The organism is Pseudomonas sp. CBC3 (assembly GCF_037967085.1).
Lineage (GTDB): Bacteria > Pseudomonadota > Gammaproteobacteria > Pseudomonadales > Pseudomonadaceae > Stutzerimonas.
In genome coordinates this window covers 912637-933130 of sequence record NZ_JBANEO010000001.1, presented here as the reverse complement: position 1 = coordinate 933130, position 20494 = coordinate 912637, and the positions used below count along the sequence as shown (strand labels likewise).

At 60.8% G+C, this 20494-nt stretch carries 19 protein-coding genes and 1 pseudogene; 11 read left to right on the top strand and 9 right to left on the bottom strand.

The annotated features are described in order from the left end of the window. The first annotated feature begins 8 nt into the window (after positions 1-8). A complete protein-coding gene (locus V6943_RS04240) occupies positions 9-575 on the top strand; it encodes a DUF1993 domain-containing protein (protein ID WP_340552701.1) in 567 nt (188 codons plus the stop codon). Between the two features lie 38 nt (positions 576-613). Beyond that, positions 614-817: pseudogene (locus tag V6943_RS04235) on the top strand (antibiotic biosynthesis monooxygenase family protein); the annotation flags it as partial. Between the two features lie 19 nt (positions 818-836). Here the strand turns inward: V6943_RS04235 and V6943_RS04230 are convergent. The 5 genes from V6943_RS04230 to V6943_RS04210 all read right to left on the bottom strand — a co-directional run bounded on the left by V6943_RS04230 (position 837) and on the right by V6943_RS04210 (position 3914). After that, the gene (locus tag V6943_RS04230) at positions 837-1247 is read right to left on the bottom strand and encodes a hypothetical protein (protein ID WP_340552699.1); all 411 of its coding nucleotides are present in this window, start codon (positions 1245-1247) and stop codon (positions 837-839) included. Between the two features lies 1 nt (position 1248). After that, positions 1249-1785, bottom strand: coding sequence for a DUF6402 family protein (locus V6943_RS04225; protein WP_445324122.1), 537 nt, complete (start codon positions 1783-1785; stop codon positions 1249-1251). Between the two features lie 110 nt (positions 1786-1895). Then, a complete protein-coding gene (locus V6943_RS04220; RefSeq protein ID WP_340552697.1) occupies positions 1896-2408 on the bottom strand; it encodes a PAAR domain-containing protein in 513 nt (170 codons plus the stop codon). A gap of 209 nt (positions 2409-2617) precedes the next feature. After that, entirely contained in the window at positions 2618-2944 is a 327-nt protein-coding gene (locus tag V6943_RS04215; RefSeq protein ID WP_340553026.1) for a cupin domain-containing protein, read from the bottom strand. A 157-nt stretch (positions 2945-3101) separates the two neighbouring features. Continuing rightward, positions 3102-3914 carry an AraC family transcriptional regulator gene (locus tag V6943_RS04210; protein ID WP_340552696.1) on the bottom strand — a complete coding sequence of 271 codons (813 nt, stop codon included), beginning with the start codon at positions 3912-3914 and terminating at the stop codon, positions 3102-3104. 260 nt (positions 3915-4174) lie between these two features. Between V6943_RS04210 and V6943_RS04205 the strand changes: the two genes are divergently transcribed. The 8 genes from V6943_RS04205 to V6943_RS04170 all read left to right on the top strand — a co-directional run bounded on the left by V6943_RS04205 (position 4175) and on the right by V6943_RS04170 (position 14577). Beyond that, positions 4175-4372: a DUF2934 domain-containing protein gene (locus tag V6943_RS04205; protein ID WP_131649191.1), complete on the top strand. Its 198-nt coding sequence runs from the start codon at positions 4175-4177 to the stop codon at positions 4370-4372. Between the two features lie 194 nt (positions 4373-4566). Next, positions 4567-5565 (top strand): NAD(P)H-quinone oxidoreductase, encoded by a 999-nt coding sequence (locus V6943_RS04200; RefSeq protein ID WP_340552695.1) that lies wholly within the window; start codon positions 4567-4569, stop codon positions 5563-5565. Positions 5566-5804: 239 nt separating this feature from the next. Beyond that, positions 5805-7859, top strand: coding sequence for a hybrid sensor histidine kinase/response regulator (locus V6943_RS04195; protein ID WP_340552694.1), 2055 nt, complete (start codon positions 5805-5807; stop codon positions 7857-7859). A gap of 1086 nt (positions 7860-8945) precedes the next feature. Next, the gene (locus V6943_RS04190; RefSeq protein WP_340552693.1) at positions 8946-9494 is read left to right on the top strand and encodes a hypothetical protein; all 549 of its coding nucleotides are present in this window, start codon (positions 8946-8948) and stop codon (positions 9492-9494) included. A gap of 106 nt (positions 9495-9600) precedes the next feature. Continuing rightward, the gene (locus V6943_RS04185) at positions 9601-9978 is read left to right on the top strand and encodes a DUF2513 domain-containing protein (protein WP_181099207.1); all 378 of its coding nucleotides are present in this window, start codon (positions 9601-9603) and stop codon (positions 9976-9978) included. Between the two features lie 245 nt (positions 9979-10223). Then, positions 10224-12059 carry an ABC transporter ATP-binding protein gene (locus V6943_RS04180; protein WP_340552692.1) on the top strand — a complete coding sequence of 612 codons (1836 nt, stop codon included), beginning with the start codon at positions 10224-10226 and terminating at the stop codon, positions 12057-12059. Positions 12060-12542: 483 nt separating this feature from the next. Beyond that, positions 12543-12947: a hypothetical protein gene (locus V6943_RS04175; RefSeq protein ID WP_131649199.1), complete on the top strand. Its 405-nt coding sequence runs from the start codon at positions 12543-12545 to the stop codon at positions 12945-12947. A 148-nt stretch (positions 12948-13095) separates the two neighbouring features. Beyond that, positions 13096-14577, top strand: coding sequence for a YdgA family protein (locus V6943_RS04170; protein ID WP_340552691.1), 1482 nt, complete (start codon positions 13096-13098; stop codon positions 14575-14577). A gap of 194 nt (positions 14578-14771) precedes the next feature. Here the strand turns inward: V6943_RS04170 and V6943_RS04165 are convergent, their stop codons facing one another. Next, the gene (locus V6943_RS04165; protein WP_340552690.1) at positions 14772-16589 is read right to left on the bottom strand and encodes a bifunctional metallophosphatase/5'-nucleotidase; all 1818 of its coding nucleotides are present in this window, start codon (positions 16587-16589) and stop codon (positions 14772-14774) included. Positions 16590-16855: 266 nt separating this feature from the next. Here V6943_RS04165 and V6943_RS04160 point away from each other — a divergent pair, with 266 nt between their 5' ends. Then, on the top strand, positions 16856-17347 hold the full coding sequence (locus V6943_RS04160; protein WP_340552689.1) for a DUF4126 domain-containing protein: 492 nt from the start codon (positions 16856-16858) through the stop codon (positions 17345-17347). A gap of 238 nt (positions 17348-17585) precedes the next feature. Here the strand turns inward: V6943_RS04160 and V6943_RS04155 are convergent, their stop codons facing one another. From V6943_RS04155 to V6943_RS04145, 3 genes are all read right to left on the bottom strand, one after another. After that, a complete protein-coding gene (locus V6943_RS04155) occupies positions 17586-18380 on the bottom strand; it encodes a hypothetical protein (RefSeq protein WP_340552688.1) in 795 nt (264 codons plus the stop codon). 450 nt (positions 18381-18830) lie between these two features. After that, the gene (yghU, locus tag V6943_RS04150; RefSeq protein WP_340552687.1) at positions 18831-19673 is read right to left on the bottom strand and encodes a glutathione-dependent disulfide-bond oxidoreductase; all 843 of its coding nucleotides are present in this window, start codon (positions 19671-19673) and stop codon (positions 18831-18833) included. A gap of 234 nt (positions 19674-19907) precedes the next feature. Beyond that, the gene (locus V6943_RS04145) at positions 19908-20432 is read right to left on the bottom strand and encodes an REP-associated tyrosine transposase (protein WP_340552686.1); all 525 of its coding nucleotides are present in this window, start codon (positions 20430-20432) and stop codon (positions 19908-19910) included. Positions 20433-20494 lie beyond the last annotated feature (62 nt).

Sequence of the window (20494 nt, the reverse complement as noted above, 5' to 3'; positions counted from 1 at the left end):
AAGAACCCATGCAGCTAACGTCACTCCTTGTCCCAACTTACACGCAGATGCTCAAGACACTCGCCGGGTGGCTGAGGAAAGCGCAGGCCCAGCTACCGGAAGCAGAGGCGCAGGCGCTGTTATCCGCGCGGTTGGCGCCCGACATGTATCCGCTGTCCACTCAGGTTCGCTTTGCCTGTGTCCAGGCGCGAGAGGCCATGTGTCGGTTGCGGGGCGAGGCGTTCCCGCCTGCTATCAACGAGCTATTGAACGAGGGGCGTCAGGCTGTCAAAAGCCCCGGATCGCTCGCTGAGGCCTATGCCCGTATCGATGAGACGGTCGCGTTGCTCGATGGCCTCGCCGCCGATGCGCTCGATGTAGAGGGGAATGAGCCCATCGCCCATGAACTCCCGAACGGGATGGTCTTGGATCTGACCGCAGACCAATATGCCCGTGACTGGACGCTGGGTCAGTTCTATTTTCACGTCATGACCGCCTATTCGATCTTGCGCAAGGAAGGCATCAATCTCGGCAAGGCGGACTACGTGGCGCACATGCTGCCCTATGTTCGTCCGGAAACGATTCCAAAGGGTTAACGAAACCATGCTAAACGAACGCCACTCCCCGAGGCGGCATGACCCAGATTGCCCAGACGCCTGAACCGCCGTACTACGCCGTCGTCTTCACATCGCTTCGGGCCGAGGGCGATCGGGGTTACGGCGCGATGGCCGGCCGGATGCTGGAACTGGCGGCGATGCAGCCGGGCTTTCTCGGCGTTGAGTCCGCCCGCGATGGTGTGGGAATCACGGTTTCGTACTGGGCGAACCTGGAGGCAATCCATCCGCTCTCTTTGTGGCTCAGCCGTTCGGCACGACCTCATAGGGCGTATTGCTGAAGAAGATGTTGCGCCAGTCCGGGCGCCATTGAGGGATGCTCAGGGTGAAGCCTTGGGTGCGCTTGTCGAAGGCGATCCAGGTCACGCCCAGGCTTTGGCTGTCTTCGCTCGTCCGCATATCCACTGAGCGAGTGGTATAGAGCGGGCTGCGAAACACCTTCGACCGGTCCGCACGGTCGACGATGCGCAGATACGATAGGCCACCGCCAGGGACGAGCAGGCCCTCTACCGGTACGCTTTCGATCAAATGGCCACCGTGTGGGCTGACTTGCGAAACCGACGGCGGCGCGCTCAGCGCATCGCTCAGGCTCCAGCCAAAGAGCAGGGCGAGCGCGGCGAGAAGGCTGCATACAGCGAGAATGGCTTTGTTCATGTCAGTGTTTCGGCAGGGTGATGGCGGGCGTGCCGGGTGGTAGGGGTTCGCGTAGCAGATCGGAAAATACGCGGAAGTCTCCGCCTCGTTTGTATCTGGCCCGGTAGTCGGCGAAATGACTGTTCAGCACAAGCATGTAGCGTTTGCTCTGTTCGTCTATGTAGCGCCTTTGGTTCTGCGCACTCATGCCGAACAACGACTGTTGCATGATGCCTCTGGAGACCGCATCGACGCCGGCATTATGCGCCGTGGCCGCCAGCAGGCTGGGAGCGATGCCATCGAAGTTCCAGAAGCCCAGCGGCTGGCTGAACACCGAGCCATCGTCGTTGAAGTCGTAGTTGTCCTCGGCATAGAACAGCAAGGTTCTCGGGCGAAACAGGATGCGATCTGCATGTACCTCTACGTCACCCTCGGCCGCCACCCGTAGGTTGAAGTCCGCCAACGCTCCGCGCAGGTCGTTGAGGCCTTCGCTGCCATACTTGGAAAAGGTGATCGCGCGTGAGTTGAAGTAGCCGAAGCGCTCCACCGCGCTCGCCAGGTTCGGGAAAACCAGGCGATAGCAGCCGAGCCCCTTGTCGCCATAGGCTTACTCGCCGGGCTCAGGTTCGATTGTGCGACGACTGGCTCCGTGCTCGACATGCTGCGCCCTCAGCCAATGTAGATTTCGGTTTGTGGCGTGAACTCGACGGACACGGCCTCGGCCGCGTAGCCCGCTGCACGTTTGGTCTTGCCGTGCTCGTCGGTAACGCCTTCGATAACTTTGCCGGAGGCCGTCTTCAGCTTGTAAGGGCGGTTGGCCAAAGGCAGACCGGTATCGCTATCGCTGAGCACGAAATGCTCGTCCAACTGGTTAGGCATCGGCGCTGGCGCGGTGAAGGGCGCCGTGCTCACTGACGAGCCGACCAGAATGTTGCCGGAGCCCGTCACGATACTGCCTCCGTGCGTGGTGGGGCTGCCGAGGAATGCAACCGGTTTGCCGTTGACCAAAATCGTGGCTTCGCCTGCTGATATCGCGCCGCCACAGCTACTGGCGTCACCGACTCGGGCAGCAGGTAGGTTGTTGAAAAAGACGTCCGGCGAACCAACGGCTATCGGGTTGGAACCGTGGCCGGGGATAGGGCAGGAGTGGGTGTCAGATAAGCGAGCAGCGGGTTTGGCCATACGAGTTCCCTTCGTAATCTGCGGGTGGCGGGTCAAGACCCTAACAAGCCTGGCGGAGTTCATCGACCCCGCCATCTCAAGGAAACCGACTTGTTAACGTTTTCGCCAGCTGATGGCGCCGCCGAGGACGCGTTGCGTCTCTACCGAGAACCAACGGGAAAGGGGACGGATTTATCTATCCGTTCTCTTCGCTTTGCTGGTCGCTTCAATCAAATCCAAACATCATTCACAGCGGTCCGCTCGTTGGTTTCATCGCCGGTATTCAAAACGCCCCTGGGCTCAATCAGCAGTAGCTTCGTCTCCCGCGCCGCGCTGGGTTTGTGCTCGATCCCTTTCTTCACCACATACATCTCGCCGGCACCCACGGTTACTTCGCCGTCACGAAAATGAATGACCAATTCGCCCTCCAGCACGATGAAGGTTTCATCGGTATCGGCATGGGTATGCCAGACGAACTCGCCCTCGAGCCGGACGATCTTGAACTGGTAGTCGTTCATCTCGGCCACGACCTTCGGCGCCCACTGTTCATGGAACAGCGCATATTTCTAGACGAAGTTGATGGCGGTATAGCTAGTGCGCGTCGTCTCTTGGGAATCCATGGCTTGGCTCGCTCTCGGTTGCGGTGAATGCCACCACGCTAGCGTCGCGCCCGACGTCCGTCTTGCATGATCGTGCAAGTCCCGCCTGTAACGGCTACCGGCTCCTGAGCATTTTCAGCCAGCGTGCAGGCGATATGCCGTAGGTTTGCGTGTACAAACGGGTCATGTGGCTTTGATCGAAAAAACCGCTCTCCAGCGCCGCATCGGTTAGCGACCGGCCCGCCACCAGCCGGTTGCGCACCTCTGCCAGGCGCCGTTGGGTGATGTAGCGATACGGGCTGGTGCCGTACAGCGCGCGGAAATCTCGCGACAGGCTCCAGCGGTCGCGACCGCTCGCCAGTACCAGATCATCCAGCGTAATGGCTTGGCCAAGGGCGTCATGAATGAACGTGCGTGCCCGTTCCGCCGCTGCGTAATCGACCGCCTTACGGCCACAACGCTTGCCAGCGGCGAACCTCAGCGCCTGCGCCAGATCGTAAATCGCATCATCTTCCTCCAGCGGATCGAGTGCGCTTTCCATGCTGTACAGCAAACGACTGGTTACCGAAAACAGCCGAGCATCCTGCGACAGCCCGCCTAGTATGAAAGGCAACGGCTCGCCGCCCAGCACTTCTTGAATCAAGGACGGTTCGATGTAGAGCATTCGGTAATGGAAGCCGGCCTGGGTGCCCGCCTCGCCATCATGGATCTCGTCTGGGTGCAGCACTATCGTGCCGCCCGGCAGGCTATGCCGTTTCGATTGCCGGTAGTGGAAGCTCTGTACACCCGAAAGCGTGCGTCCGATGGCGTAGGTATCGTGCCGATGGGGCGTATAGCCGTGCCCACGAAAGTAGGCTTCGATGCGCTCCATCTTCGTCGACGGGGTCGCTCGCGCAAGCCAGTCGCGGTCAGTGCTGATTCTGTTCATCGGTGAGGCCATCCGAGTGCCAAGGGTGGAATATACCCATCGAGGCGGAAGAGGGTCTCGCACCCTTTGCTTTCGCCAACCGCAACCGCGCTAAGCCGAATAGCCCGCAACCGAACAGTCGATTCGTCGGCTGCGAAAGGAATACCGGAACCATCCCCACTCTACCTGCCTCTGCTGAAAAGCTGGGTCACGTCCTACGCAGCCAAGCGCTGCTAGCGAACGACGTTCCGGCTTAATCCGTATAAAAAGAGGTGACCAACATGAACGACGACGAACAACGTATTCGTGACAGGGCATACGAAATCTGGGAAGCCAAAGGCCGACCTGAAGGCCAGGAAGGCGAGCACTGGAAGCAGGCGCGCGATGAGATGGAGCCCTTTTACAAAGAAGGTGATGCCACGGCTGGCAGCGTAGAAAGCAGCGTCGCGATTCCGATGCCAAAGCCGTCGAAGGAGTGAGGTTTTCCGCGTCGAACGCCAGCATCGGCCGGTAAAGGCAGCCGTCGACCCGCTCGGGCCGATGGCTGCCTCAGCGAACACAAACCCCATACCTCGCCTCGCGAGGGGTTGGCGCTGCGGTCGGCACGCACTACCGTGTTACGACGAGCCGCCCGTAAAGCGCGGCTGCTTTGCTTTTGGAGGAACACGAACTGATGTCTGTGCAAACCATGCGTCATGTAGATCATCGTCCGGGCGGCGATGCGGATTGCCTTCGGTTGGTCGAAGGATCGATCCCCGAGCCGGGTCCGCACGATGTGCTGATTCGGGTGGCCTACGCCGGCATCAATCGACCGGACGTATTTCAGCGCTCCGGCAGCTACCCGCCTCCGCCGGACGCCTCGCCCCTGCTCGGTCTGGAAATCTCCGGTGAAATCGTCTCCCTCGGCGCCGAGGTGAGCGGCTGGAAACTGGGCGATAAAGTCTGCGCGCTGACGCCGGGCGGTGGCTACGCCGAATATTGCGTAGCGCCGGCCGAACACTGCTTGCCCGTGCCCGCCGGGCTTTCCCTGATTGAGGCGGCGGCGCTGCCGGAAACCTACTTCACCGTGTGGAGCAATGTGTTCGAGCGTGGCCGTCTGCAGCCCGGCGAAACCTTTCTGGTACATGGCGGCTCCAGCGGCATCGGCCTGACTGCGATCCAGCTAGCCAAGCAATTCGGTGCCACCGTATTCACCACCGTCGGCAACAGCGAAAAGGCCGAGGCTTGCCAGCGCGCCGGAGCGGATCGGGTCATCAACTACCACGAGGAAGACTTTGTCGAAGCCGTGGCGCAAGCCACCGATGGCAAGGGTGTCGACGTGATTCTCGACATGGTGGGCGGCGACTACACACCGCGTAACTTGAAATCGCTCGCTGTGGAAGGCCGGTTGGTGCAGATCGCTTTTCTCAAGGGTAGCCGTATGGAACTGGACACCTCGGCGATCATGCGCAAGCGCCTTACCTTCACCGGCTCGACTCTGCGCCCACGCAGCCGCGCTGAGAAGGCGGATATCGCCAAGGCTTTGCACGAGAAGGTCTGGCCGCTGCTGGACCAGGGCCTATGCCACCCTGTCATCCACGCCACCTTCCCCCTCGAAGAAGCCGCCGAAGCGCATCGGCTGATGGAAAGCAGCAAGCACATCGGCAAGATCATGCTGAAGGTCGAGCCATAACCTCTGCGTCCCGGTTCGTGACGGTCCGTCCGTTAGCTTCGCCTGTGCCGGCCGTCGTCCGGCTGCGGTTGCGTACCGCAGCCGACAGTCGGCGCGGCCGCTTCAATCAGCCGCTTCCAGCCCGTTTCGGCCCGTAAACCGGGCCGTTCCACGCGGAGGTGCGGCTTATCGCACCGCACCTCCGAATACAGCGTCTGTCTCAGTAGAGGGTGCCCTCAGCGGGGTCGATGCTGAAGCTGATGAAGCAAGAACTGGATTTCAAGGCGATATTCGAAGCCCTGCCCGTGCTTCATTTGGTCCTGTCCGCCAACCCGGAATTCACCATCCTGGCGGTCAGCGACGCTCATCTGCGTACCATCAACAAGCGCCGCGAAGATTGCGTCGGCCGTTCGATATTCGACGTGTTCGGCAAGAATCCGGATGAGGCGGATGAGTTCGGCAGCTGTGCATTACGCGCCTCGCTGGATCGCGTCCTGGAAACCGGGATGCCCGACCGCATGGCGATCATCAAATACGACATTCCCAGCCCCGCGGCCGAAGGCCAAGGCTACGAGGTGCGTTACTGGAGCCCGATCAACCTTCCGGTCTTCGACAAAAAGGGAAAAATGTACTGCATCGTCCACAAGACCGAGGACGTGACTGAACGGCTCCTCAGCCGAGAAGAGTCCAGGCAGCGGATGGACTATCTCGACGAGCGCTTTCGCGCCGCGCTGCTGGCCTCTGGGACCGGCACCTTCAATTGGTACCTGCCGGACGGCATCCTTCACTTCGATAGCGCCATGGAGCAGATTTTCAATCTCCCGCTGGGCCAGAAACTCGATACCGTCGAGGCCTTTCTGCAGCACGTTCACCCCGACGACCGGCAGCGGATAGGCCAGGCAATGGAGCATTACGCCGACCGTCAGGACTTCTCGGAGGAGTATCGTTTGGCGCGCTCAGGCCCCGAGCAATGGCTGGCGTGCAAAGCCAAGGTGTTCCGCAATGCGGTGGGCGATCCCACGCATGTGGCCGGGGCCTGTACTGATATCAGTGCACGCCGGCATGCCGAAGAGGCCCTGCGCATAAGCGAGCACCGTTTGCGGCGGCTCAACGAGAACTTGGAAGCGCGAGTAGCCGCCGAAGTGGCCGAGCGCGGCAGAACCGAAGAGGCGCTGCACCAGGCACAGAAGATGGAGGCCGTCGGGCAGCTTACCGGCGGCATCGCTCATGACTTCAACAACTTGCTCACCGGCATCGTCGGCAGCCTCGACCTCATGCAGCGACGCCACCGCCGCGGCGAGCCGCTGGATCTCGACCGCTACATCAACGCAGCGGCCAGCTCCGCCCAGCGTGCTGCGGCTTTGACGCAACGGCTTCTGGCCTTTTCCCGTCGGCAGGCACTGGATCTCAAGCCGATTGACGTCAACCAGATGGTGGCCTCGCTCGAAGACCTGCTGCATCGCACCACGGGCGAAAACATCACCGTCGTCACGGCGCTGGCCCCCGATTTGCGGCCCGCTTGCATGGATATCAACCAGCTTGAAAGCGCCCTGCTCAACCTGGTCATCAACGCGCGGGACGCCATGCCTCACGGGGGCAAGATCACCCTCACGACAAGCAGCTTTCACATGGGTAAAAAGCCTGATCCGCAAAAGCGAGTCTTGGCCGAGGGCGACTACATCCTCTTGACCGTAACCGACACCGGTACGGGCATGACGCCGGAAGTCAAACACCGGGCATTCGAGCCCTTCTACACCACCAAACCTATCGGTCAGGGCACCGGGCTCGGGCTGTCCATGGTGTACGGCTACATCAAGCAAGCCAAAGGCTATGTCCACATCAAATCCAAGCCCGGTAGCGGAACGAGCGTCTACCTGTACCTTCCCATCTACAAGGGCGAGACAGCACCCGCGCCGGCAGAGCCGGTGTTAGCCACCCAAGGCATGGGCGAAACCATCCTGGTCGTCGAGGACGAACCCGTCGTCCGCTCTCTCGTAATCGAAGTGCTCGATGACCTGGGCTACCAAACCCTCGAAGCCGGCGACGCCTCAGAAGCCCTGCCCATCATCGAAAGCGCCCAGCGCATTGACCTGCTGGTAAGCGATGTCGGCCTGCCCGGCATGAACGGCCGCCAGCTGGCAGAAATCGCCCGCCAACACCGCCCCGGCCTGAAAGTGCTGTTCGCCACCGGCTACGCCGAAAGCGCCACCGCCAGCGACTTTCTTGGCCAAGACATGGCGGTGATTACCAAGCCCTTCGCCATCGATGCCCTCGCCGCCAAGGTACGGGAAATGTTGGGGGTTCAGGCAGGTTAAGGTTTGCGCCCCGCCTTCCCAGCGTTCCCCGCCCTCGCCATTCGCTAAGCGAAGCCGTAATCCGGTAACCCCATAAAGTGGTGATTAAGCCTATCGGATGCTTTACCCGGTTCGGTACCGCCGGTAACGTGACCGAATGCATCAGAATTGCGCATCTAATTACACTTCCCGCCCCGGCTTAAGTCCAGCGGCCTGTACAACGGGCACTACGCCCGCACCAAGGACAGGTACAGATGGTCCGCTTTTTCCCCGTTCGGTCGCAGTGCCAGTTCGATACCCTCAGTGAGCGCCGCTTCGCCGAGCGACTGGAAAAGCTGCTGGACGACGATTACCGTTGCTGGAGCAATGTTCCGTCTTATCGCGACCCGATAAAACCGCAGAACCGCAGAACTGCTGGACTCAAACAGACGAACAACATGGCATATAAAGTTCTTGGCGGTCGCCGATGCCTCTGCATCTCTAGCAATAGAGCCGTAAGCTCGGTGACAGAGAGAATGTTATACACCACGCCCGTCCGGCTACTTATACATCAACTGGTGTCTAATTGTAGTTAGAGCTTTATGGGGAAATCATGAAATCTCGATCAGCCTCGTTAGAAGATGAGTGCCGCAAATTGCGGAGCGACCTTTATATGGCCAGAACTACGATCCTTGAGTTAATGCCTGAAGCAGTGCAAGAGGCCGTGAAAGGCTACGTCTCATGTAAGGCTCATGATGATGTACGGCAATGGGAAAGAGGTGCAATTGAAAAAATTCTTCTCTTAGCACAATCTAAGCCGGCCAAAGAAATGGATGAGTACGCCAGCTTTACAGACCGCGCCTACTGCCCTCTTTGCGGAGGTAGCGCACAAACTATATATGGAGGTAAAGGCTTTGCATTTCCGGATGGTTTACGGAGGCATCTTGAGGGCTCATACAATTCTCACCGATGCTCCGTATTTGAAGCCATTCAAGGCTTATGCCGTGAGCATGCCAAGCTTTAGCCAAGGCCAAACAAAGCTTTAACAATGCGCTCAATCGCTCACTTTGTTCGCTGGGACGGGCTCAAGCCCGCCCCTTAGCTTAATCGTTAGGCCCAGGAGATAGGATGCCATTAAACCACTCATCGCAGTATGCAGAGCTCACCGACGAGCACCTCCGAGCTATCGGCAAGCTCACAGTTGAGTGGTCGAATATTGAATTTCTACTTGGAGAATTGCTTTCTCGTCTATTGGTTACCCCGGTTTTCTTGGCACGCACCTACACTGATCATATGTCCGGAGCAAGGCGTCAAGAGGCCATCAGAGAAGCGTGCGAAATACATAGATATCGGTATGGTTATAAGCTGGTAAATGAAGCGCAGATCAAACAAATCCAAGCAATAAACAATCAGATCACACCACTTAGATCAACCAGAAATAAATTCGCTCATTTCTGCTGGTCACGGAGCAATGACCAAGAGATTTTTGGCATAAATTCCTCTGGTGGCATTCCCGAGGGAAACAAGCATAGAAAAAGCTTTGTTTCTTTTACAGTGACCGAACTAGCCGAGTTTCACAAAAAAGCATATGCAATTGCTGATCTACTATCAGACGTAATCCAGAAACTTCCTGAAATGGAAGAGGAATATTTAACTAGCAAAGTCACTAAGCGTTAGCCCGTCGGTGCAGCCCGAGCCTAACAAATGGTTCAAGTCGTTCGCTTCGCTCACTCGGGGCCGGCTAAAACCGGTCCCTTAACCAAACGTTAGCCCCGGAGTAGATATGAAGCGCAACTGGGACACAATCCGCGAAATCCTCACGCGACTTGAGGACCTTCCGGATACCGATTCCATGCTCGATCTTTCGGACTTTCCCGAGGATGGCAGGTATGAGTATTCGTATCACGTAGAACTGCTGATAGAGGCCGGGATTGTTGAGGGGCAGATGTCTCGAACACTTGGTCGCGGGCCTACACACTTCTTTGCAAGACGGCTCACTTGGCCGGGGCATGAGTTTCTTGATTCCATCCGGTCTGACACCGTTTGGAACAAGACCAAGAAGACATTTGCAGCAAAGGGTATCGACATGACATTTGACTTGGTCAGGTCGGTTGCGTCGGATATCTCATTGGCGCTCATCCGTGGAGCGTCCGGGGTCTAACAGTTCCTCCAAGCCGAAGCCCACTTTGGGGAAACGGGGACAGACTTATTTTCTTCATCATTCGTAAGGGTTTGTGTGAATGACGACAGGCGAGGGCGGGCGTTTAATAAAGACGCGGCGCTAAACGCAGCCTAATCGACAGGCGGGAGCAGGCTCAGCGTGTGATGCGGAAACGCCGCTGAGTTGGTAGCGTCCAACGAAGCCAAGCGCCAATCCCACCCACTCTCCAAAGCAGACTCTGCCCCATGTTGTTCCGCCGTTTCGAAAACCTGATCGATGTCTTCAAGCCTAGCCCTGACGTAGCGCCGCCCGCCGGCATGCTGCGTTTCTACGCGCACTACCTGAAGCAGGTCTGGCCGTTGATGATCGCCGTGCTGGTGATCGGCTTCTTTGCGGCGTTGATCGAGGTGGCGCTGTTCAGCTTTCTCGGCCAGTTGATCGATATGGCCCAGGCGACAAGCGACGCGAGGACCTTCTTCGCCGAACACCGCAACGAGTTGCTGTGGATGGCGCTGGTGGCGCTGATCATTCGGCCCTTGGTGTTCGGCCTGCATAACTTGCTCACCCATCAGGCGATCAACCCGGGGCTGACCAATCTGGTCCGCTGGCAGAACCACCGTTATGTGCTCAAGCAGAGCCTGAACTTCTTCCAGAACGATTTTGCCGGGCGCATCGCCCAGCGCGTGATGCAGACCGGCCCGTCGCTACGCGATTCAGCCATGCAGGTGATCGATGCGCTATGGCATGTGGTGGTGTATGCAGGCAGCGCGCTGTACCTGTTTGCCGCCGCCGATCTGCGCCTGATCGTGCCGTTGTCGCTGTGGATCATCGGTTACAGCGCCGCCCTCTGGTACTTCGTGCCGCGCATCAAGGCGCGCTCGGCAGCCGCGTCGGCTGCGCGCTCCAAGGTCATGGGTCGGGTGGTCGACGGCTACAGCAACGTCGCCACGCTCAAGCTGTTCGCTCATTCTCGCGAGGAAGAAAGCTACGCCCGTGATGCCATGCAGGAGTTGCTCGACAAATTCCGCCTGCAGTCGCGCACCATCACCAGCCTGGACTTCCTCATCACCTGCATCAACGGCCTGTTGATCGTCGGCACCGGCGCGCTGGCGTTGTGGCTGTGGAGCGAGGCGCTGATCAGCACCGGTGCGATCGCCCTGGCGTTGGGCCTGGTGATCCGCATCAACAACATGGCCGAATGGATCATGTGGGTGGTCAACGGCATCTTCGAGAACGTCGGCACCGTGCAGGACGGCATGCAGACCATCGTCCAGCCGCGCCGGGTGCTCGATCGTGAAGACGCCAAGCCGCTGCAGGTGGAGCAGGGCGGTGTGCGCTTCGATGACGTGCATTTCCATTACGGCAAGAAGGGCGGCGTGATCAGCGGCCTCAGCATCGACATACGCCCCGGCGAGAAAATCGGCGTGGTTGGACCGTCAGGCGCCGGCAAGTCGACCCTAGTCAACCTGCTGCTGCGCCTTTACGACCTGGAAAGCGGGCGCATCCTGATCGACAGCCAGGACATCGCCGACATTAATCAGGAAAGCCTGCGCGCCAACATTGGCATGGTCACGCAGGACACTTCGCTGCTGCACCGCTCGATCCGCGACAACCTGCGCTACGGCAAGCCCGACGCCAGCGATGAACAGCTCTGGGCGGCGGCGCGCAAAGCCCGCGCGGACGAATTCATCGCCACGCTGGACGACGGCCAGGGCGGCCTTGGCTTCGAGGCGATGGTTGGGGAGCGGGGGGTCAAACTGTCCGGTGGCCAGCGCCAGCGCATCGCCATCGCCCGAGTGCTACTCAAGGACGCGCCAATTCTGGTGCTCGATGAAGCCACCTCGGCGCTGGATTCGGAAGTCGAGTCGGCGATTCAGGAGAGCCTGGATACCCTCATGGATGGCAAGACGGTTATCGCCATCGCTCACCGACTGTCGACCATCGCCCGTATGGATCGTCTGGTAGTGATCGATAACGGCCAGGTGATCGAGACCGGCACCCACGCTGAACTGATCGAGCGCGGCGGCCTCTATGCGCGCCTGTGGCAGCACCAGACGGGTGGGTTTGTTGGTGTGGATTGACTGGATAGTTGGGGATTGGACCAGCCGCGCAGCAGGCCGTTGCCCATCTTCGCGTTCTGCTGGGGCGATGAACTGACGATTGTAGGTTGGCCGGGCTAGTCCACCGATGGAAGTCACCCTGTCACGGTGGGCTGAAGCCCACCCTACGAGCCGTATGACTCGGCGCCGCAGCTGCAAGCTCCAGCTGCTCGGGCGGGCTTTTGACACTCATCTATTCCAGGACAGGCGGCTGGCTTCGCTCCGCTATCTGAATGGCTTCGATGGGATTTATCGCACTGACCACATTCTCATGTGAGTGGCGTTCAGGCTTTTCCAGCACGTAGGGTGGGCCGGGCATATCACGGTATTGGTGAGCGCATGATTTCGTCCGGCGGCCGGCGGCCCTTGCTGCGCTATCAAACCGCCGTCGATGGGATTTATCGTCACCAGCGAGGCTCTCATATGAATGATCGATGACGGCTCATCTCGGTGAAGGGGAAGCGCGTGGATAGTCGAGAGTTTGTTTGGGCGCATTTCAAGCTCAATGCCGAGCAGCGCCTGCGCGGGTTCAACTTCTTCGTGGTGCTGGCGATCTTTGCCGATGGCGGGGTGTTGGCCGCGTTGGAGCGTGGCTTCTCGCCGGGGCTGCTGGTGTTGTTGGGCGCCTTCACCGTCTTGCTGGCGATGGTGTTCTGGCTGGTTGATGCGCGGAGCCGCCAGCTGTTGCAACTGACCATCACGGCGCTCAAAGAGATGGAGACCGAGTTTCCCGCAAGCCACCGGCTGTTTGCTCACGATGCGCTGGGGCAAAGCTGGATCATCAGCTACACCTTTGCCATTCGGGCGCTGTTGCTGGCGCAAATGGGGTTCGGTCTTGGTGTGCTCGCCTATGGGCTTTATCAGTGGTGAAGGCGCCATGGTTTGTCGTCACGTTCTCACTCCTTCCCATCCCGTTGCATGGCGCGCTGGAGCAGGCGCAGGCTCGCTGATAGAGTGCCGCCGCTCATCAACCATCGGCTGACAGGACGTCTGCCCAGCCGCCGCACAGGATGCTTCCATGAAAAAGCTCGCGCTCGCCGTTGCCGTACCCTTGGCCCTCTTCGGGGCTGCCACCTTCTATACCAGCACGCAGGTCGAATCGACCGCCCGCGATGCCGTCGACCAGGCCAACGTCAAGCTGCACGAGATGAGTGCCGGCGGCGGAGCTGACGTCAGCCTGAAGCTGCTCAGCTTCGACCGCGGCCTGCTGTCCAGCGCCGCCCGCTACCAGATCGACGTCGAGATCCCTGATGACGAAGGCGGCACCCGGCAGTACTCGGTGCTGCTGCAGGACCGCCTCGAGCACGGCCCATTCCCCGTCTCCCGCCTGGCCCGCGGCCAGTTGATGCCGGTCGCCGCCCAGAGTCACTTCGAGCTCGAGCGGACGCCTCTGACCGAGAAGCTGTTCGATGCCGCTTCCGGTGAAATTCCGCTGGTGGGCGACGTCACCATTGGCTACGGCCGCCAATACGGCGATCTGCGCTCGGCCGCATTCAACGTTCAAGATGAAGAGGGCACGGTTCGCGTCTCGTCCGGCACGATCAACTTTGAAGCGGCGAAGGACGCCACCGCCGTGCGTATGGACGGCGAACTGCCAGAAGTCGACATCAACCTGCAACACAGCGTCACCGGCAAGCCGGTGCGCATGAGCCTGCGCGGCTTCAGCCTTAGCGCCGACAAGCAGGAGGACGCCAACGGTTTGGCCCTGGGGCCGTCCGCCGTCACCCTCAAGCGTATGGAAATTCAGACTGGCGACGAACCCGCCGTTGTTATTCAGAACGCGTCCGTCGAGGAAGCGCTGAGCCAGGGTAGCGGTGGCCTCGACCAGACGCTCGCCTACCGCGTCGGCCAGGTGGAAGCGCAAGGTCAGACCTTCAGCAACCTCGCGCTTGCCTTCAGCCTGCGCAATCTCGATGAAGGCAGCCTCAAAGCCCTGCTCGACAGCTACAAGGAACTGTTAGAAAGCGGCTCCGACCAGCAGGACGCGATCGCCAATATGACCGATGCCCAGCAGCAGAAATTGCAGGCTCAGGCCGTGCAGCTGCTCCAGCACAAGCCCACGTTGGCGCTTGATGAATTCGGCTTCGAGACCGCTCATGGCACCGCCCGCCTGTCCGTCGTGCTCGACCTGCGCGGCCCGAGCGAAGACGCCTTTACGCCCGACGCGATGATCACCAGCATGCTCGCCTCGCTCAAAGCTGAAGCCGGCATCGACAAGGGTCTGGTGCGTGATGTGGTCAGCCTGATCGCGCAGCGCCAGCAGCAGGGTGGTCAGGTCGACCCTGTTGCGCTGAAGCAGGAAACCGACGCCACTACTGATCTGTTCAGCGGCATGGCGCTCAACGCGGGCTGGTCCCGCCTGGAAGGCGACCGTCTGGTCAGCTCCCTGCACTACGCCGACGACCAGGTGACCTTCAATGGGCGCGAAATGAGCGTCCAGGAGTTCATGAGCTTTGCTTTCGGTTCGGTACAGGGTTCCGGTCTGCTCGGCAATCGTTAACCCCGCGTCGGAACGCCCGTAGGGTGGGCTTCAGCCCACCAAAGAAGCGCCCCGGTTTGCTAGATGAAGGTCGCCGTTCGATGTGACCTTGACCTGCCGGTCTGGCTCCTTTGGTAGGCGGTGGGCTGAAGCCCACCCTTGCGCGGCGTGCCTGATGCATGGAGAAGGATGGCCTCGTCCCATCTTCTTCGCCATCAATCCACTCGCTCAATCCTCCCCGCAACACGCCCACCAAACGGCTGCGGCAATCCTTCGATGTAATCCACCAGCGCATCCAGATCCACCGGGCCGACGACGCGGTTGGTGCCTTCGGTGAGCACGGTGAAGTTGTCGCCGCCGCCGGCTAGGAAGGAGTTGACCGTGACGCGGTAGGTCGCGGCGGGGTTGATGGGCGTGCCGGTAGCGTCGCGCATTTCGATCACGCGGCTGCCTTCGGGGCGGCTGGCGGCCCAGCTGTACTGGATGCCGGATGGTTTGAGGATGCGCGCGTAGCTCTGGCCGATCCATTGCTGTTCCAGCAGCGTCTTGATCTGCGCGCCGGTCAGGTCCATGGAGACCAGATCGTTGGCAAAGGGCTGGATGGCGAACAGATCGCCCCAGGAAACTTCACCTCCCGCCAGGTCAGCGCGGATGCCGCCCGGGTTCATGAAGCTGATCTGGGCATCGGTGGCGACGCGCTGGGCATCGGCGATCAGGTTGCCCAGCGCCGATTCGCCCGCGGGCGTTTCGGTGCGGGTTATGTCGCCTTGAGCCACGCCTACCAGGCGAGCCACCAGCGGTTCGACGCGGGCATCGGCCTCTGCCACCAGCGCGGCGACCTCGGGGTCCGGCGACAGGCCGGCGCCTTGGTCGGCCCAGGTGGTGATTACAGCGGCGGACTTCTCGACAATGTCGCGGCTGCGGCGGCTGACCACCAGTTCGATATCGGCGTAGGCGGTGCCGGCCGAGAACGCCTGGGTCACGAGGATCGGTTTGCCGCTGGCGTTGGGCACCAGGGCGTTGGTGAAGCCGTGGGAATGCCCAGAGATGACCACGTCCACTTCGTCATCCAGGCGCTCGATGATGTCGACCACCGGGCCGGTGACCGTGTCGGCATCGGGGTTGGTCGGGCCGTCGTAGCTGGTCTGCTGGCCGCCCTGGTGCAGCGCGACGACGATGGCTCGCACGCCATGCCGGCGCAACTCGGCCACGGACTGGTTGATGGCATCCGCCTCGTCGATGAAGCGCAGGCCGGCCACGCCGCTCGGCGAGACGATCGACGGGGTTTCCTTCAACACGGCGCCAATCACGCCGATGCGCACGCCATCGCTGAAGTAGACGGAGTAGGGCGGCAGCAGGGATGCGCCGGCGCTTTCATCGATCACGTTGCTCGACACCATGGGAAAGCGCGCGCCTTCCCAGGAGGCTTCAAGGAACGGCCCGTTGCGATGGTTGCCGCCGGTGAGCTGGCGCAGTAGTTCCGCTTTTCCGTTATCGAATTCGTGATTACCGAGGGTGCCGAGCAGATTGCAGCGCTGCTGAGCGAAGGGCTGCACGCTGCGCGGCATGTTCATCTGGCGGCTGAAGGGGCGGCAATGAGGGTTGGCCAGCAGGTTGAAGAAGCTGATCGACGGCTCATCACGCAGCAAGGCGGAGTTGGGCGGGGAAGCACCGACCTGATCGCCGTCGTGCACGATTAGGGTGTTCTCGTTGCTGGCTGCCTTGAGGTAGGCGGCCAGGACGGCTGCACCGCCTGCCGTCCGCCCGGCCACGCTGCGCGGCGACAGCTGGCCGTGGAAGTCGTTGATGCTGAGCAGGTTGATGGACACCACCGGCTCAACCCGCCAGTCCGGTGCACGCCAGCTGCGTCGCTCGCTGGCCTGCTGCCGGGCCTTGAGGCCTTCCGAGCGATCTTCACGGTAATCCTGCTCGATGGAGCCGTGCTCGGGCTGTATTTGAGGTTGAGCCAGAGTCGGGCCGGCGAGGCCGACCAGGCTTGCCGCGAACAGCCAATCCAGTATGCGCGTACGCATTGCGAGTTCCTCGGTGCGGTGGGGTGCGACCGAAATTAGGAAGCGCAGGTGGCAGGTTGATGACTGCTTGTTGGCGTTTTCGCGAGAGGCGACGTGCGGCTTATCGGCAACCGGAGCGGCAGTCGGTTGCGCGAGGCCATGGCCTTGCGAAGGAGAGGGCTGGCCTTTGTCATAGCGGGGCATGTCATCCGTCGCTGGCCGTGCCTGGCGCCGAACGCTCACAGCGGGCGTCCGGTCGGTATTAGCAACCATTGGGAGATTTGACGATGACGATATCCAGCAATCTGTTTTGGGGTGCTTTGGCACTCGGCTTGGTGACAGGCATGCGCAGCACACTGGCGCCGACGATGGCCAGCCGAGCGCTGGCAGCTCATGACGACATCGATGAAGCAGACGAGCCGGCGCGGACGCTTGCCTCACACCGCGCCCAGCAATTTCTGATGCCCATGGCCGCTGCCGAATTGCTCGGCGATAAGATGCCTTTCGCGCCGGATCGGACGATTCTGCCTTCGATGATGTTTCGTGCGTTATCGGGCGGCGTGACCGCGGCGGCGTTGGCCGGCGCTCGGCGGGAGCCGATTTGGCTACCGGCGCTGATCGGCGCGACGGCAGCGCTGGTCGCGTCAGAGATCGGGCTCAACCTGCGCAAGCCTTACCAGAGCAATTCGCTGATGAATGCCGCGCTGGGGCTGGCTGAAGATTGTGTGGCGTTGTCGATCGGGAGCGCTGGGTTACGGCGGGCATTGGGCGAGCGGTGACCCTCGGGCCAGGGCTGAAGGCTTGCCGTTGTGCTCCTACGGGTTGGTTTGCCAGCTGAGCGGTGTATCAGGCTCAACCTATTCCGAGCCTGGACGGTGAGCTGTACCCATTGAAAACTTCGGCTGCATCGTTTTGACAATGATGTGAGACAGCCACACAACGTTTCGAGCGGCTACAGCCCTAGATCGACAAAAAAGGACCGCATCGCGCGGCCCTTGGTTAATCAAAAGCCAGCACTCAGCTTTGCCGCTTGATCACGCATATCCGGTCGCTGCATGTTCCCGCCTGGGTGGGATCCATGCCCTGCGTCGCGTCGCGGGCGGCAACACTGTCACCGGCCAGGCCGCCACCGGTCGGGGAGGAGGTGGCGGTGGTTTCCGGATAGCCTGTCCCGGCGCGTTTGGCGGCGGTGCCTACATCGTAGCGGCCAGTATCGCCGGAGCTTGTGTGAGCATCGACAGTGTGGCCTGTGCCTGCTGCGCTGCCGCCCAGGGCGCCCGCATCGAGATGCGTGCTTCCTGAACGACCCGCATCGCCGGTGGTATGGGCGGTCCCAACGAAATGCTTGTCGAGATGGCTGTCGCCGCCCGTCGCGCCGGCGTAGGGGCTGGTCGGCCCGGCATAGCCCGGCGTTGAGGCGGAGCCGGCACCGTTGTCATCGATGCTAATGGCGCCGTTGTACTCCAGCGCATCACGCGCCCTGACGAGTTGATCATCGTCGTATATATCTACAGCGAGCACCGTGGCGCCTCGGCGCACCGCCTCCGGATACGCCGTGGCGTGGCGGCGATGGTCTTCATGCGGCTCATGGCCGAACAGCGACTTGAAGAAATGCGCGACCTTGGATTCGTGATGCGTGCGGTCCACGGTGCTGCCTGCAGTGGAATAGGGCGTGTCGTAGCCATGGATTTCCGCGCTCTCGGCGCCTACGGTATGGATCTGCTCCCGAGCAATGCCCCTCGACATCAGGTCGCCGTAGGTGCGGCTGGCGTCGGTTGGCGTTGCGAACGCTGCTACCAATGTGTGTTTCATGATTCACCTCGCGTTGTGTTGAACAACTGGGTATGCGGAGCGCTGCGCTTATAAGGGCCTGACGACAGGCTCAGGTGCGAGCAGCCAGAACGTTGGCCGCTTCGGCAGCTATCAAGAGCAACGTCCGTGAACATTGGGTCTGGCAGCAGGGCCATAGTTCAGAAATGCATAGTTCAGGATGCATGGTTCAGAAATGAAGCATCGGCCGTTGGGAGGCTGGCCGGTATCGCACAAGCGCCGCGGAGGTTTCGGGTGGTTGGTTAGTGCGGGGCCGGGTCTGCGAGGGTTGTTCTAAGCGCTGGCTATCGGCGACGCCGGGGTTAAACGGGTGGCGGCGGTATTGTGGGCTGGGTGTCGCATCGGCCGATGCTATGACGTTGCGTGGGAGAGGGTGGAAAAGGCTTCGCCGTTGTCCACCCCTAGGATGTGGGATCCGAGTTCTCCGACGGCTCAGTCCAGATCTGACGCGCTGTGCCGCTCGGGCGCCTGTTCCGACTCTTCGCCCCAGGTGCGATTGACCTTACGGCCGCGGATTACGGCAGGGCGTTCGGCCACTTCGGCGGCCCAGCGCTGCACGTGCTTGTAATCCTGCACCGAAAGGAATTCGGCCGCCTTATACAGCTCGCCGCGCACCAGTACGCCGTACCAGGGCCAGATGGCCATGTCGGCGATGGTGTATTCGTCGCCCGCGATGTAGCGGTTTTCGGCCAGTTGGCGATCCAGCACGTCGAGTTGGCGCTTGACCTCCATCGCGTAGCGGTTGATCGGGTATTCGTACTTTTCCGGCGCGTAGGCATAGAAATGCCCGAAACCGCCACCGAGGAAGGGCGCCGAACCCATCTGCCAGAACAGCCAGTTCATGGTTTCGGTACGCGCTACTGGTTCGGTCGGCAGGAAAGCGCCGAATTTTTCCGCGAGATAGACGAGGATCGAACCGGACTCGAACACACGCAGCGGTTCGCCCCCGACGCTGTGGTCGGCCAGTGCCGGAATCTTGGAGTTTGGATTGATCTCGACGAAGCCGCTGCCGAACTGGTCGCCGTCACCAATCTTGATTAGCCAGGCGTCGTACTCGGCGCCGGTGTGGCCGAGCGCGAGCAGTTCTTCGAGCATGATGGTGACCTTCACGCCGTTGGGCGTGGCAAGCGAGTAGAGTTGCAGCGGATGCTTGCCGACCGGCAGCGCCCGTTCCTCCCGCGCGCCGGCGGTCGGCGCATTGATGCTGGCGAAGGTGCCGCCCGAGGGTGCGTCGTGCGTCCAGACTTTTGGCGGTACGTAGGTGGTATCAGGCATGGCGATCTCCTCGAAGGGGTTTGACCGGGGATGTGCGTAGCATCCTACGCGTTCAGCCAGCGTGGTCGAAATTGAGCTGGTCGATATTGGTCATCGACGGTCGACGGTCGACGGTCGACGGTTGGCGTTGTTCATAACTCCGCGACGTTCACGGTGGGCTAAAGCCCACCCTACGTGGGAGTAGTGCCATGCCATGTGTAGGGTGGGCTTCAGCCCACCAGGTTCCTTGCCGGCCTATTCACCGAATAGGCCGTCCGCCCCGGCGCTGCCTGCCCAATCGCTTGGCAATAGCCCTTCTGCCACGTACCGATTGAAGCTCGAATAGGGCCAATCGGCGACGCGCTCTACCAGACCGTGCTTGACCGGGTTGTAGTGGATGTAATCGACGTGTCGCTGCAGGTCCGACGCGTCCCGGATCTGGTGTTCCCAATACCGGCGTTGCCAGATGCCTTTCTCTCGTTTGCGCATCTGGCTGTGGCTCTGCGGTATTGCCGGGAACTGTCGCGAGAAGGTGCTTTTAAGCAGGCTCCAGCGGCCGGCATAGTCGGCGTCGCCCTCAGGAAGCGTCCAGATGGCGTGCAGGTGATCGGGCAGGACGCAAACAGCGACGGTTTGGAAAGGGCGGGTTCGCTGGGTCAGGCCATAGGCGTGGCGAAGCAATTCGATTTCGTCGACCAATAGTCGCGACTGGCGGTCTGCCAGGGTCACGGTGAAAAACCACGTGCCGCCTGGCACCTGGCTGCGGCGGTAGTTGGACATGGAGGCCTCCTTGCCTTCATGGATTATGCGGACAGAACCTTATCGGACAAGGTGGGCTGAAG